Annotated in this window: 11 protein-coding genes; 1 reads left to right on the forward strand and 10 read right to left on the reverse strand. The window is 71.6% G+C overall.

Annotated elements, in window-relative coordinates; all coding sequences use genetic code 11:
• Positions 1–29: 29 nt before the first annotated feature.
• Positions 30–860, reverse strand: a complete 831-nt coding sequence (locus ITX44_RS08775) for a tetratricopeptide repeat protein (protein ID WP_205356504.1) — start codon at positions 858–860, stop codon at positions 30–32.
• A 56-nt stretch (positions 861–916) separates the two neighbouring features.
• The gene (locus tag ITX44_RS08780) at positions 917–2,065 is read right to left on the reverse strand and encodes a LysR family transcriptional regulator (protein WP_205356505.1); all 1,149 of its coding nucleotides are present in this window, start codon (positions 2,063–2,065) and stop codon (positions 917–919) included.
• A gap of 99 nt (positions 2,066–2,164) precedes the next feature.
• Between ITX44_RS08780 and ITX44_RS08785 the strand changes: the two genes are divergently transcribed.
• Entirely contained in the window at positions 2,165–3,460 is a 1,296-nt protein-coding gene (locus ITX44_RS08785; protein ID WP_205356506.1) for an MFS transporter, read from the forward strand.
• Positions 3,461–3,464: 4 nt separating this feature from the next.
• Here ITX44_RS08785 and ITX44_RS08790 read toward each other — a convergent pair whose 3' ends face one another.
• From ITX44_RS08790 to ITX44_RS08825, 8 genes are all read right to left on the reverse strand, one after another.
• On the reverse strand, positions 3,465–4,958 hold the full coding sequence (locus tag ITX44_RS08790; RefSeq protein ID WP_205356507.1) for an FAD-binding oxidoreductase: 1,494 nt from the start codon (positions 4,956–4,958) through the stop codon (positions 3,465–3,467).
• A 265-nt stretch (positions 4,959–5,223) separates the two neighbouring features.
• Positions 5,224–6,501, reverse strand: coding sequence for a thymidine phosphorylase (locus ITX44_RS08795; protein WP_205356508.1), 1,278 nt, complete (start codon positions 6,499–6,501; stop codon positions 5,224–5,226).
• 217 nt (positions 6,502–6,718) lie between these two features.
• Positions 6,719–7,117, reverse strand: a complete 399-nt coding sequence (locus ITX44_RS08800) for a cytidine deaminase (protein WP_205356509.1) — start codon at positions 7,115–7,117, stop codon at positions 6,719–6,721.
• On the reverse strand, positions 7,114–8,400 hold the full coding sequence (locus ITX44_RS08805; protein ID WP_205356510.1) for an ABC transporter permease: 1,287 nt from the start codon (positions 8,398–8,400) through the stop codon (positions 7,114–7,116). Before ITX44_RS08805 ends, ITX44_RS08800 begins: the two co-directional genes overlap by 4 nt.
• Positions 8,397–9,503, reverse strand: a complete 1,107-nt coding sequence (locus ITX44_RS08810; protein ID WP_205356511.1) for an ABC transporter permease — start codon at positions 9,501–9,503, stop codon at positions 8,397–8,399. The genes ITX44_RS08805 and ITX44_RS08810 overlap by 4 nt, the downstream gene beginning before the upstream one ends.
• Positions 9,500–11,110, reverse strand: a complete 1,611-nt coding sequence (locus ITX44_RS08815; protein WP_205356512.1) for an ABC transporter ATP-binding protein — start codon at positions 11,108–11,110, stop codon at positions 9,500–9,502. Before ITX44_RS08815 ends, ITX44_RS08810 begins: the two co-directional genes overlap by 4 nt.
• Before the next feature lie 129 nt (positions 11,111–11,239).
• Positions 11,240–12,268, reverse strand: a complete 1,029-nt coding sequence (locus tag ITX44_RS08820) for a BMP family lipoprotein (protein ID WP_205356513.1) — start codon at positions 12,266–12,268, stop codon at positions 11,240–11,242.
• A gap of 226 nt (positions 12,269–12,494) precedes the next feature.
• Complete coding sequence (locus tag ITX44_RS08825) at positions 12,495–13,673, reverse strand: M20 family metallopeptidase (protein WP_372440869.1); 1,179 nt, start codon at positions 13,671–13,673, stop codon at positions 12,495–12,497.
• Positions 13,674–14,167: the final 494 nt, after the last annotated feature.

The following is a 14,167-nucleotide window of genomic DNA, read 5'->3' on the forward strand; positions in this document are numbered from 1 at the left end:
CCGTGCCCGGCTCAACACGGTGAATCCGATCACGCGCCGTCGACGCGGGCCGGCAACTCCCGGGCCTCGACCGTACGGCGGTGGTCAGGGCCGAAGGTGGCCACGCAGGCGTCGTGGGCGGTCGTGGCCCGGGCGCGGGCCTCGGTGGTGCGGCCCAGGCCCAGCAGAGCCGTGGCCAGGGCCAGTTCGACCGCGCCGGTCTGCAGGCGGCGGTCGGCCTCGGGCAGGCTGTGCCACAGGGTGTCGGCCCGTTCCGCCTCGGCGAGCGCCTCTTCGTGGCGGCCCTGCCCGCTGAGGCTGCGGGCCAGGTTGACCCGCAGGACCAGGCTGAACTGGTCGTCTTCGCGATAGGCCGCCAGGGATTCGCCGGCGAGCGCCTCCGCCTCCGAGTACCGGCCCTGGCCGTTGAGAGCGAAGACCAGTCCGTTGCGGGCCGCTGCCACCAGGCGCGCGGTCCGCGGCCCTGTGCCGCGGCTTGCGGCCCGGGCGACGGCCGCGAACTCCGCCTCGCCTTCGGCATGCCGGCCGAGCCCGGCCAGTGTCTGCGCACGGTTCGAGCGCAGTTCCAGCGTCCGCAGGTGTTCGGCGCCGAAGGCCCGGCCGAAGACCGGCAATAGCGCGTCGTACTCGGCGGCAGCCTCGGTATGGCGGCCCTGGGCCTCGACGGCCATAGCGGCCAGCTCCAGCGCCACTGGCGCGTATGCGTCGTTGTGCACCCAGTGGCGGGACGCCGCCACAGCGCGCGCCTCCGCCTCCGCCTCGGCGAAGCGCCCGGCGCGAAGCAGGTTCAGTGGCGTGTCCAGGGGCGAATTCGCCGTCTGCCCGGCCCTGTTGGTGGCGCGAGGCCGGAAGAGCTTCATGGCCGAAGCATACGGACGAGGCTTCCGGTGTGATGCGGGCCGAGCTCGCCTCGGGGTCAGCGCTGGAGGAGGCGGTCCTTGCGGGTGAGGAGGAAGTCGCGGAAGGCGGTGACCGGTGGGGTGGTGGAGGGGGTGTCGAGCCAGGCGAGGCCGATGTGGCGGACGGCGCGGGGGGCGATGACGTCGAGTTCGGTGACGCCGGGGCGGGGGACGGCGGGTGGGGGCAGGAGGGCGACGCCGAGGCCGGCGGCGACCAGGCCGCGCAGGGTCTCGGCCTCCTCGCCCTCGAAGGCGATACGCGGGGTGAAGCCGGCCTCGGCGCACAGGTCGTCGGTGATGCGGCGCAGCCCGTAGCCGGGTTCGAGGGTGACGAAGAGGTCGGCGGCGGCTTCGGCGAGGCGGACGCGTTTGCGGTGGGCGAGGGGGTGGCCGGCCGGGACCACCAGCCGCAGCCGCTGCTCGTCCAGCTTGCGCACCGCCACCCCGGGCTGCTGCGGCAGGGGCGAGGTCAGGCACAGGTCCAGCTCGCCGGCCCGCAACTGTTCGAGCATGGCCTCGCCGTAGGTCTGCACGAGCTGAAAGCGGACCCGGGGGTGGGCGGCCCGGAAGGCCCGCAGCAGGGCGGGTACGGTCTCGGCGCCGAGCGTGTGCAGGAAGCCGAACGCGACCCGGCCGCTCTCCGGATCGGCGTCCTCCCGTACGGCCTCGGCGGCCCGTTCCACCTCGGCCAGTGCCCGTTCGGCCGCCCGGCGGAAGGTCAGCCCGGCCGGAGTCAGCCGCACCGCCCGCCCGTGCCGGGCGAACAGCGCGACCCCGAGGTCTGCCTCCAGCCGCGCCATCGCCCGGCTGAGCGTGGGCTGCGGCATCCCCAATTCCTGAGCGGCCCGCGTCACATGCTCGTGCCGGGCCACGGCGGCGAACTGCGCGAGGCGCGGCGCGAGTACGGCGCCCCACCCGGCTCCCGCGCCCACCCCGAGCCCGGCGACCGCGCCCGGGTCGGGGAAGGTGTCCGGGCCGTCCCCCGGGCCGGGGGCGGGGGCTGCGCCGGCACCGCCCGCGCCCCTGCGCGTGTCCGAGCCCGCTTCCGGGCCCACGTCCGACGGCAAGCCCGGGCCGATGTCCGGCCCCCCACTCGCACCCACGCCCGCGCCCTCACGCCCGCCCGTACCCCTGCTCTCCCGCAATTCTTCGTGCCGCTCGTCCATCGAGAAGGGCCTCCTTCACCAGCATTCATGCGCTCACGTATCAATCCTCCCTCTTCCGCGCATTGGACGCATGAAAGCCGCGCGGCCTAGCGTCGTGGCATGACATCGGTCCGTCGCGGGCCGGCCGCCGGGCCGGCCCAGGAAGCCGCAGGCTCGCCCGCAGCCCCCGAGGCATTCCCCGAAGCGCCCCCCGCAGGCGACCTGCTGCGGGCCGGCACGCGGGAGTACCGGCGGGCGAATCTCGCGCTGTTCGCCGCGGGGCTGGCCACCTTCGCGCTGTTGTACTCGACGCAGGCGCTGCTGCCCGCGCTCTCGGCGGACCTGCGGCTGTCGCCGGCCCAGGCGAGCCTCACCGTGTCCGCGACGACAGCGGCGCTGGCCGTCGCGCTGCTGCCGGCGAGCGCGCTGAGCGAGAAGTACGGGCGGACGGCGGTGATGACGGTGTCCGTGTTCGCCGCTTCGCTGCTGGCGCTGGCCGTGCCCTTCGCGCCGGACCTGACCTCGCTGGTCGTGCTGAGGGCCGTTCAGGGGGTGGCGCTGGCGGGGCTGCCCGCGACCGCCATGGCGTACCTCTCGGAGGAGTTGCACCCCTCGGCGATCCCGTCGGCGGTGGGGCTGTACGTGGCCGGCAATTCGATCGGCGGCATGAGTTCGCGGGTCGCGGGCGGGGTGCTGGCCCAGGCGTACGGCTGGCGGGTCGCGGTGGGGGTGGTCGGCCTGTCGGCGCTGGCCTGCGCGGTCACCTTCCGCGCCCTGGTGCCGAGGGCACGCGCCTTCACGCCCGGCCCGGTGCATCCGGCGGCGCTGTGGCGTACGGCCACCGGTCACGTCCGGGACGTGCGGTTGCGCCGGCTGTACGTGGTGGGGCTGCTGTTCATGTCCGTCTTCGGCGCGGTCTACACGGTGCTGGGCTACCGGCTCACGGCGGCGCCGTACCACCTGTCGCAGACCGCGGTGGGCGCGATCTTCCTGGTCTACCTGGTGGGGACGGCCACCTCGGCGTCCTCGGGCGCGCTGCTGGCCCGGGCCGGGCGGCGCGGCGCCTTCGCGGTGGCCCTGCTGCTGTGCGCGGCCGGGCTCCTGCTGACCCTCGCGGCGCCCCTCCCCCTGATCCTGCTCGGCCTGGTCCTGGTCACCGCGGGCTTCTTCACCGGGCACTCGATCGCCTCCGGCGCGGTCGGCCGCACCGCCACCACCGGCCGCGCCCAGGCCTCCGCCCTCTACCTGACCGCCTATTACGTCGGCAACAGCCTCGGCGGCACCATCGGCGCCGCCGGCTACCACGCCCACGGCTGGACCCTGACCGCAGTCCTCTCCCTCGCGGCCCTGGCCCTGGCCGCCTGGCCCGCACTGCGCCGGGCCGGCGGTTCCCGGCCCGGCGCAACGCGTTCCTGACCGGCTATGACGCCGGCGGGATGCTCTGCTCGTACTGGAAGACGTTGTAGGGGTCGTACTTCGCCTTGACCTGGCGCAGCCGGTCGACGTTGCGTCCCCAGTACGCGGTTTCCCACTCCTGCATCCCGATGTTCGGCACGTTGACGTAGGCGCCGTTCACGTACGGCCGCAGGGCCTGGCTGAATTCGGCGATCCAGGCCTGGGCGATCGGGGTGATCGCGTCGCCGCTGCCCGGAACTCCGCGCGTTCCCCAGCCGGCGCCGGGCTCGGAGTAGAAGAGAGCGTCGCGGTGCGGGAACGCCGTGCCGCCACGGGGTGCGCTGTTTCGGACCGCCCCGCCGAATGCCTGGGTGAAGAAGTTGCTGTCCGTCGTGGGAGCGTCCTGCATGAACGAGGAGACGATGCCGATCGCTTTCCGCGGGAAGGGTTTTTTGGTGAACTGCGAGAAGAATTTCCAGTTCGCGGGGTCCGCGGCGGTGGGGATCTGGAATCCCGTGTAAATGTCGCCCCAGTTGCCTTCCTGCACGGTGACATCGGGCGTGTCGATGGACAGGAGCGGGGCCAGCAGCCGCTGCGCCTCTCCTTGCGTCCCTTCGGCGAGCACCGCGAACAGGAAGATCTTGTCGGGGTGGATCTCGAGCTGGGTGCCGAGGCGGTTGTCGGTGTTCGGGGCCGTGCGCTGCCATGTGTCGAAGATCTGGGTCAGGTCGCTCAGGCCGTCCCAGGTCGCCGTGACGTAGACGACGCTCTTCAGCGGGGACACCTTGTAGGTGAGCGAGGTGACGATCCCGAAGTTGCCGTTCCCCGCCCCGCGCAGTGCCCAGAGCAGGTCCCCGTGGTTGCGGGCGTCCACATGGAGCACGGAGGCGCAGTCGGCGCCCGACGTGACGACGATCTCGGCCCCGATCAGGCTGTCGCAGGCCATGCCGAGGTAGCGGGTGAGGAAGCCGAAACCGCCGCCCAGCGTCGCACCGGACAGGCCCACGGTGCCCTCCGTGCCGGTGGTCACGGCGACGTCCTGCTTCGCGAGCGTGGTCACCGCCTCCAGTTGGTTGAGCCCGGCGCCGACCGTCGCGGTGAGGGAGGCGGTGTCGATCCGGGCCGACTTCAGCTCGCTGATGTCGATCACGAGGCCGTTGTCCACGTTCGACCAGCCCTCGAGACTGTGCCCGCCGCTCCGCACCCGCAGCGCCACGTCGTTCTGCCGCGCCCAGGTGAGGGCGTTCACCACGTCCTGGGTGTCCTGGACATAAACGATGACCAGCGGATAGTGGACGAAGAGTTCGTCCCAGCCGAGGCTCGAACTCGCGTAATTCGGATCCTGGGGGCGGACGATACGGCCGGTCAACTGCGCGGGCGGGCATTTCGCACCGCCCTTGCCTCTGCTCGCGGCATTCGCGACCGGCGCGCCCGCGGCCGCAGCGCCCGGGACGACGACCGCGCCCGCACCGGCGGCCGCCGTTGCCCTGAGCACACCACGACGAGAAAGGTCCTGCATGGTCCGTGTCCTCTCGACCGGATCACGCCGGTATTCGGCCAGGGAAATTCCTGCCCGCCACCTGGCGCGTTCAATTCCTTCTGGACGATTCCTGGGACACGCAAAGTAACAGCGGGACCACCACCGGCTTGCCCGACGCGCTGAGCCGCCACGCCGACGGCATTCCGCAGGCGGGCGCGCGAGTAGGTACGAAAAGGGGGCGCGTTTCTCACCTGACGGGTAAGAAACGCGCCCCCCATATGTGGGGCCGGCCGGGACAGCGCCCTTATGCGATCCGGTCCAGCAGCAGCGGGCCCGGGGTGAAGGAGGTGCCGGCCGGGGAGACGGTGAAGGCGTCGGTGAGGGCTTCTTCCGCGGAGGCGAACTTCTCCGGGGTGTCCGTGTGGAGGGTGAGGAGGGGGGTGCCCGCCTGGACGGGGTCGCCGGGCTTGGCGTGCAGGACGACGCCGGCGCCGGGCTGGACGCTGTCCTCCTTGCGGGCGCGGCCGGCGCCCAGGCGCCAGGCGGCGACTCCTACGGCGTAGGCGTCGAGGCGGGTGAGGGTGCCGGAGGCGGGGGCGAGGACGGTGTGGGTCTCGCGGGCGACCGGCAGCGGGGCGTCGGGGTCGCCGCCCTGGGCGCGGATCATGCGGCGCCAGACGTCCATCGCGGAGCCGTCGGCGAGGGCCTTGGCCGGGTCGGCGTCGGGCAGTCCGGCGGCGGCGAGCATCTCCCGGGCCAGCGCCAAGGTCAGCTCCACCACGTCCGCCGGGCCGCCGCCGGCCAGGACCTCGACCGACTCCCGCACTTCGAGGGCGTTGCCCGCGGTCAGGCCGAGCGGGACGGACATGTCGGTGAGCAGCGCCACCGTCCGCACCCCGTGGTCGGTGCCCAGGCCCACCATGGTGGCGGCCAGTTCCCGGGCGTCGTCGAGCGACTTCATGAAGGCGCCCGAGCCCACCTTGACGTCCAGCACGAGCGACCCCGTGCCCTCGGCGATCTTCTTGGACATGATCGAGGACGCGATCAGCGGGATGGACTCGACCGTGCCGGTGACGTCCCGCAGGGCGTAGAGCTTCTTGTCGGCCGGCGCCAGCCCGTCGCCCGCGGCGCACACCACCGCGCCGACCTCGCCGAGCACGGCCATCATCTCGGCGCCCGACAGCGACGCCCGCCAGCCGGGAATCGCCTCCAGCTTGTCCAGCGTCCCCCCGGTGTGACCGAGACCGCGCCCGGACAGCTGCGGCACCGCGGCGCCGCAGGCCGCCACCAGCGGGGCCAGCGGCAGCGTGATCTTGTCGCCGACGCCGCCCGTGGAGTGCTTGTCGGCGGTCGGACGGGACAGCGCGGAGAAGTCCATCCGCTCCCCCGAGGCGATCATCGCCGCGGTCCACCGGGCGATCTCGGCCCGGTCCATGCCGTTGAGCAGGATGGCCATGGCCAGCGCGGACATCTGCTCGTCCGCGACCGCCCCGCGCGTGTACGCGTCGATCACCCAGTCGATCTGCTCGTCGCTGAGCCGGCCCCGGTCCCGCTTGGTCCGGATGACGGAAATGGCGTCCACGAATCGTCCCTTGTCGTTCGGTCGTGCCTGTCGGGCCCGTTCAACCCGGCGGGCCTGTCGGACCTGCTGAGCCCGTCGGGCCCGTTGTCGCTGCCGTGTCCGCTGTCGTCGCTGTCGGTGCCGCCGGTCCCCGCGACGGCGGTACGCACGCGCCCGCGCCTGTACCGCCGCAAAGCCGTAGCCGTAGCCGTAGCCGTAGAAGACACCGCCGACCCGCCTACCGCCCCAGGTCCTCCGGCCCGAACGCGTCCGGCAGCACCTCCCGCATCGCCCGCACCCCCCGCACGGTGTCCACCAGCAGCTCGGGCCCGCCGTTCTCCCACAGGAGCTGGCGGCAACGACCGCACGGCATCAGCACCTCGCCGCGCAGGTCCACGCAGGTGAAGGCGACCAGGCGGCCGCCGCCGGAGGCGTGCAGCGCCGAGACCAGGCCGCACTCGGCGCACAGCCCGACCCCGTAGGCGGCGTTCTCCACGTTGCAGCCGACGACGAGGCGGCCGTCGTCGACCAGGGCCGCGGCGCCGACCGGGAAGTGCGAGTACGGCACGTAGGCGCGCTCGCGGATCGTGCGGGCGGCGTCCCGCAGGCCTTCCCAGTCCACCGCGGTGGTCGTCATGAGCCCTGCCCCTTCCGGTACGGCAACCCGTCGGCCTTGGGCATCCGCAGCCGCTGCGCGGACAGGCCCATCACCAGCAGTGTCGCGACGTACGGGGTGGCCTGCACGACCTCGTCGGCGACCGTGTCGGTGGTGACGTACCAGACGATCAGCAGCACGGCGAAGGCGAGCGAGATCACGGCGGGCAGGCGCGCGCCGCGGTAGAAGCGCCAGGCGGCCATGGCGACCAGCAGCACCGCCAGCAGGAGCAGCAGGGCGTGCACCGAGGGGCCGCCGTTGCGCAGCTGAAGGCTGTCGGCGTAACCGAACAGGCCCGCGCCCATGGCGAGGCCGCCCGGCCGCCAGTTGCCGAAGATCATGGCGGCCAGGCCGATGTAGCCGCGGCCGCCGGTCTGTCCGGCCAGGTAGAAGTGGGTGCCGATGGCCAGGAAGACGCCGCCGAGACCGGCCAGCCCGCCGGAGATGATCACCGCGACGTACTTGTACGTGTACACGTTCACGCCCAGCGACTCGGCCGCGGCGGGGTTCTCGCCGCAGGAGCGCAGCCGCAGGCCGAAGGAGGTGCGCCACAGCACGAAGAACGTGACGGCGAACAGCACGACGGCCAGCAGGGTGAGCGCCGAGATGTTGGTGACCACGCCGCCGACGATGCCGGCCAGGTCGGAGACCAGGAACCAGTGGTGCTTCTCGATCGTGTTCAGCCAGTGCGACAGGCCCGGGACGGTGAACTTCTTGATGTCGCTCATCGGCGGGGACTGCTTGGGGGTGCCGCCCTTGGCGGCGGCCGCGGCGCCGGTGAACAGCTTCTTGGCCAGGTACGCGGTCACGCCGGTGGCCAGGATGTTCATGGCGACACCGGCGATGATCTGGTCCACCCCGAAGGTGACGGTGACGATCGCGTGGACCAGGCCGCCGAGCGCGCCGCCGATGACGCCGGCCAGCACGCCGAGCCAGGGGTTGGTCTGCCAGCCGGCCCAGGCACCGAAGAAGGTGCCGAGGATCATCATGCCTTCGAGACCGATGTTGACCACGCCGGCCCGCTCCGACCACAGGCCGGCCAGGCCCGCCAGGCCGATCGGCACCGCGCTGGACAGGGCGCCGGCGATCTGGCCGGAGGAGGTGACGTCGTTGGCGCCGGCGATGGCGCGGACCGCGGCGACCGCGATGATGGCGGCGGCCACGATCAGCAGGATCACCGGCGTGCTCAGTTTGCCCCGGCCGCGGCGGGGCCCGGCGGCGGGCGGCGCGGCCGGCGGCGGGGTCTGGGTAGCGGTGGCAGTCACGCCGTCACCTCCTGCTTGTGGGCGGCGGCCGCCGCGAGTTCCGCGCCGACCTGGCGCTGCTGGCGGGTCAGGCCGTACCGGCGCACGAGTTCGTACGCTATGACGACCGCGAGCACGATGACGCCCTGGATGACGCCGACGAGTTCCTGGTCGTAGCCCTCGAACTCCAGGCCGTTGGCGGCCCGGTCGAGGAACGCCCACAGCACCGCGCCGACCGCGATGCCGACCGGGTTGTTGCGGCCGAGCAGGGCGACCGCGATGCCGGTGAAGCCGATGCCGACCGGGAAGTCGGTGCCGTAGTCGTAGGACTCGTTGAGCAGGGTGGGCATGCCGACCAGGCCGGCCAGGGCGCCGGAGATCAGCATGCTGGTGATCACCATGCGCTTGACGCTGACGCCGCTGGCCTCGGCGGCGGACTGGGAACGGCCGACCGCGCGCAGGTCGAAGCCGAAGCGGGTGCGGTTCAGGCCGAACCAGTAGAGCACCCCGGCCACCACGGCGAGCACGATGAAGCCGTCGACCGCGCCGCCACCGGTGGAGAAGTTGAACAGGTGGCTGCCGGACGGGATGGGCTTGGTGGAGACCATGTTGGCGTTCTTGTCCAGCACGCCGAGCCGGCCGTCCTGGAGGAAGTAGCCGATGACGATGCCCGCGATCGAGTTGAGCATGATCGTGGAGATCACCTCGCTGACCCCGCGGGTGACCTTCAGCACGCCGGCGATCGCCGCCCACACCGCGCCGACCACCATGGCGGTCAGGATGATCAGCGGGACCTGGATGATGCCGGGGATCGACATGGCCCCGCCGACCGCGGCGGCGAAGAACGCCGCCAGCCGGTACTGGCCGTCCACGCCGATGTTGAACAGGTTCATCCGGAAGCCCACCGCGACCGCGAGGCCGGCCAGGTAGTAGGTGGTGGCCTTGTTGAGGATGTAGACCTGGCTGTCGGTCTTGTCGCCGTAGTTGATCATCACGTGGAACGCGGTGAACGGTTCCTTGCCGGTGGCCAGCAGCACCAGCGCGGTGACGATCAGCGCGCCGATCACCGCCAGCACCGGGGCGGCGATGGCGAGCAGCGCCCGCTCCTTGTCGAACTTCTTCATCGGTCCTCGATACCGTCGTGTTCCAGGTGGCCGCTGGCCGCGCCGGTCATGGCCGAGCCCAGCTCCTCCGGGGTGATGGTGGCGGGGTCGGCGTCGGCGACCAGCCGGCCGCGGTACATCACCCGCAGGGTGTCGGACAGGCCGATCAACTCGTCCAGGTCCGCGGAGATCAGCAGTACGGCCAGGCCCTCGCGGCGGGCCTCGCGGATCTGGTCCCAGATCTGGGCCTGGGCACCCACGTCCACGCCGCGGGTGGGGTGGGCGGCGATCAGGAGCTTGGGCAGGTGGCTCATCTCCCGGCCGACGATGAGCTTTTGCTGGTTGCCGCCGGACAGCGAGGCCGCGGTGACCTCGATGCCGGGGGTGCGTACGTCGTACTCCTGGACGATCCGCTCGGTGTCGCGGCGGGCGGCGCCGGGATCGATCAGGAAGCCCTTGCTGTTGGGGCGTTCGGTGACGTGGCCGAGGATCCGGTTCTCCCACAGCGGGGCCTCCAGCAGCAGGCCGTGCCGGTGGCGGTCCTCGGGGATGTAGCCGATGCCGTCCTCGCGGCGCTGCCGGGTGGGGGCGCGGGAGATGTCCCGGCCGTCGAGGACGACGGTGCCGGCGTCCGGCCGGCGCATGCCCATGATGGCCTCGACCAGTTCGGCCTGGCCGTTGCCCTCGACGCCGGCGATGCCCAGCACTTCGCCCTTGTGGATGGTGAAGCCGACCTCGTCCAGCACGATGCGCTCGATGCCGTCGGCGTCGGTGCCGGCCAGCCGCAGCCCCTGCACGGTGAGCAGGGGCTCGGTGGTGACGGTGGACTCGCGGGTCTCCGGGGAGGGCAGTTCGCTGCCGACCATCAGCTCGGCGAGCTGCTTGGTGGTGGTGCCGCGCGGGTCGGCGCTGCCGACCGTGGTACCGCGGCGTATGACGGTGATCTCGTCGGCGACCGACAGGACTTCGCCGAGTTTGTGCGAGATGAAGATGACGGTCAGGCCCTCGGACTTCAGCCCCCGCAGGTTGTCGAAGAGGGCGTCCACCTCCTGCGGCACCAGGACCGCGGTGGGCTCGTCGAGGATGAGGATGCGGGCGCCGCGGTAGAGGACCTTGAGGATCTCCACTCGCTGCCGGTCGGCGACGCCGAGGTCCTCCACCAGCGCGTCGGGCCGTACCCCCAGTCCGTACGCGTCGGATATCTCGCGGATGGCGGCCCGCGCCCGGCCGCCGATGCCGTGCAGCTTCTCGCTGCCCAGCACCACGTTCTCCAGCACGGTCAGGTTGTCGGCGAGCATGAAGTGCTGGTGCACCATGCCGATGCCGCGGGCTATGGCGTCGCCCGGGTCGTGGAAGTCGACCTGTTCCCCGTTGATCGCGATGGTGCCCTCGTCCGGCTTCTGCATGCCGTAGAGGATCTTCATCAGGGTGGACTTGCCGGCGCCGTTCTCGCCCACGAGGGCGTGCACGGTGCCGCTGCGCACGGTGATGTCGATGTCGTGGTTGGCGACGACACCGGGGAACCGCTTGGTGATGCCGCGCAGTTCGACGGCGGGCGCGCCGGAGGGCGCCGGCGCCGGGGGACTCGTGGACGCGTTGATGGCGCACTCTCCTCGTCGATGATCCATCGGTGACCGGACGGTCCTGGTCGGACGGTCGGTGACCGGACAGTCGTCGAGGCCCGGCCGGGGGTGGAGCTGCGACCCCCGGCGGGCCTCCCTGTCATGGCGTCTGTCGCACCGCTCACGCGGCCCGGATCACGGCGCGGACTTCACCGTGATCTGGCCGGAGACGATCTTCTGCTTGGCCGCGTCGATCTGCGACTGGACGTCGCCGAGGAAGCCGCCCGTGGTGGACAGCGACACACCGCCGTTGGCCAGGGTGTAGTTGTTGGTGCCGGTCTTGGCCGTGCCGTCGTGCACCGACTTGATGAGGTCGTACGAGGCCACGTCCACGTTCTTGATCGCGGACGTGAGGATGTGGTCCTTGTACTTGGCCAGCGCCGGGTCCTGGTACTGGTCGGAGTCGACGCCGATCGCCCAGGCGCCGGACTTGCCGGCCACCGCCTGGATGGAGCCGTCGCCGGACAGGCCCGCCGCGGAGTAGATCACGTCGATGCCCTGGTCGAGCATGCCCTGCGCCTTGCCCTGGGCGGTCGTCGGGTCGTTGAAGCCCTTGGTGTCCGTCTCGTACAGGTACTGGTCGGTGACCTGGACCGACGGCTTGGTGTCCTTCACGCCCTGGTCGAAGCCGGCCTGGAAGGTGCCGATCAGCGGGTTGTGCACACCGCCGATGAAGCCGACCTTGCCGCTCTTGGTCTTCAGGGCGGCGGCGACACCGGCGAGGTAGGAGCTCTGCTCGGTGGCGAAGGTCATCGAGTCCACGTTGCTGCCCTGGACCACGGAGTCGACGATGCCGAAGGTGGTCTTGGGGTACTTCTTGGCGATCTTGGTCACCGCGTCGCCGTAGGTGAAGCCGACGGCTATGACGGGGTTGTAGCCCGCCCCGGCCAGCGAGTCCAGGCGCTGCTCGCGGTCGGACTCGGTCTCACCGTTGCTGGCGGTGAGCTCCTTCGACTTGAGGTTGAACTCCTTGTCGGCCTTGTCCAGGCCGCGGGCCGCGGAGTCGTTGAAGGAGTGGTCGCCACGGCCGCCGACGTCGTACGCCATGCCGACACCCTTGTTGCCACCGCTGCTCGACGTGGAGCTGCTGCCGCACGCGGTCGCGGTCAGCGCGAGGGCCGCGGAAACCACACCCGCGGCAGCGATCTTGGATACCCGGCGCAAGAGGGTTCCCCTTCAGTCGAAGCGCCCCGTCCGGCGCTGGCTGAGACGGGAGCTTAACGCGCGTAGATGTCAGGTAAAGACCGAATGAAGACCCGTTATCGGATCGACGCATTTCGGCCAGGTGAAGCGCGCGTCACCGGGGTTTCACGCTGCGTGGGGCATGCCTGGACGAACGTACCCGGAAGCCCTTCCGACGCGTCCGCCGGAAGAACTACCGGGGAGTACGTTACGACAACAGGGCCGCGGTGGTGAACAGTTCCACACCGACCGCGAGGGCGCCCTCGTCCAGGTCGAAGTCACCCTGATGCAGATCCCTCTTCGTCGTGTCACCCACCGAGCGCACCCCGAGGCGGGCCAGTGCGCCCGGGACACGTTCCAGATACCACGAGAAGTCCTCGCCGCCCAGACTCTGTTCGGTGTCCTCCACGGCATGCGCACCGAATCGGGACGTCATCGCGTCGCGCAGCAGCTCCACCGAGGTCGCCTCGTTGACCACCGGCGGCACTCCGCGCTGGTACGTGATCTCGCACTTGGCCCGGTAGATGGCGGCGACCTGGTCGATCACCTCGTGCACCAGGTCGGGGGCGTCGTGCCAGGCGGACAGCTCCAGGCAGCGCACCGTGCCCTCCAGCTCGGCGTGCTGCGGGATGACGTTCGCCGCGTGCCCGGCCTGGATGCGGCCCCACACGATGCTCAGGCCCGAGCGCGGGTCCACCCGGCGGGACAGCGCGGCCGGCAGCTCGGTGGCGAGCTTGGCGGTGGCCATCACCAGGTCGGTGGTCAGGTGCGGGCGGGCGCTGTGGCCGCCGGGGCCGTCCAGCACCAGCTTCAGCTTGTCCGCGGCCGAGGTGATCGGCCCCTGCCGCAGCCCGATCCGGCCGACCTCGACCTTGGGGTCGCAGTGCACGGCGAGGATCCGCTCGACGCCCTCCAGCACGCCGGCCTTGACCGCGTCCAGCGCGCCGCCGGGCATGATCTCCTCGGCGGCCTGGAACACCAGCCGCACCGGGCGGGTCAGCCGGCCCTCGGCGGCGAGCCGGGCCAGCATCAGGCCGGCGCCCAGCACGATCGTGGTGTGCGCGTCGTGGCCGCAGGCGTGGGCGCGGCCCTCGACGGTGGATCGGTAGTCGACCTGCTTGGTGTCCGGCACCGGCAGGGCGTCCAGGTCGGCGCGCAGCGCGAGGCGGCCGCGGTGGGGGTCGTCGGGGCCGATGTCGCAGATCAGGCCGGTGCCGGCGGGCAGCACCCGGGGGCTCAGCCCCGCGGCCTCGAGCCGCTCCTTGACCTTGGCGGTGGTACGGAACTCCTGGCGACCGAGTTCGGGGTGCCGGTGGATGTCACGGCGGAAGGCGATCAGCTCGGCGTACAGCTCGTCGGGGACCGTGATCCGGTCGACCTGCGGCACCGGGGGCGGGACCGGGACCTGGTCCGCCGCGGGGGCGGCGGCCCCGGACGTCTCGGACGGCGCATCGGGTGAGTCGTTCACCTCAGTCAGGGTATGCCCCACGGCCGGCTCCTCTTCCATGATCTTCCCTTTGTCGGTCAATACCTGTGGTGCTGCGGGAGGAGAAGAAGTCGCCCGATCGGCGCATACCGGATCATCCCCGGGGTCGTGCCCACCCTTGTGAGGTTCCAGACACCCATCGTCGCTCAGCAAGCGTCCCGCCGCATGACGACGTCGCGCCCCCGGCGGTGTCCCCCGGCCACGGGCGGCTGCGGCTTCCCCAGTCTACGTGCGCAGTGTTACGGCACGATGTGCATGGCGTGATATGGCTCACGGGGGTGACGGTGGGTAGCACTCCGTATCGATTCGTGCGCCCCCTGTGCATCCGCACGCCCCCTACGGGTGGGTTGGCACGCCGGTTTTGCCACGAAAGGGTGAGGGACGCGCCGATTGGC

Source organism: Actinacidiphila acididurans (assembly GCF_016918855.1).
Classification (GTDB): Bacteria; Actinomycetota; Actinomycetes; order Streptomycetales; family Streptomycetaceae; genus Actinacidiphila; species Actinacidiphila acididurans.

Bases quoted from the DNA above. Each gene is read 5' to 3' on its own strand.
- ITX44_RS08775 (WP_205356504.1), bottom strand. From the start codon at position 860: ATGAAGCTCTTCCGGCCTCGCGCCACCAACAGGGCCGGGCAGACGGCG.
- ITX44_RS08780 (WP_205356505.1), bottom strand. From the start codon at position 2,065: ATGGACGAGCGGCACGAAGAATTGCGGGAGAGCAGGGGTACGGGCGGG.
- ITX44_RS08785 (WP_205356506.1), top strand. From the start codon at position 2,165: ATGACATCGGTCCGTCGCGGGCCGGCCGCCGGGCCGGCCCAGGAAGCC.
- ITX44_RS08790 (WP_205356507.1), bottom strand. From the start codon at position 4,958: ATGCAGGACCTTTCTCGTCGTGGTGTGCTCAGGGCAACGGCGGCCGCC.
- ITX44_RS08800 (WP_205356509.1), bottom strand. From the start codon at position 7,117: ATGACGACCACCGCGGTGGACTGGGAAGGCCTGCGGGACGCCGCCCGC.
- ITX44_RS08810 (WP_205356511.1), bottom strand. From the start codon at position 9,503: ATGAAGAAGTTCGACAAGGAGCGGGCGCTGCTCGCCATCGCCGCCCCG.
- ITX44_RS08815 (WP_205356512.1), bottom strand. From the start codon at position 11,110: ATGGATCATCGACGAGGAGAGTGCGCCATCAACGCGTCCACGAGTCCC.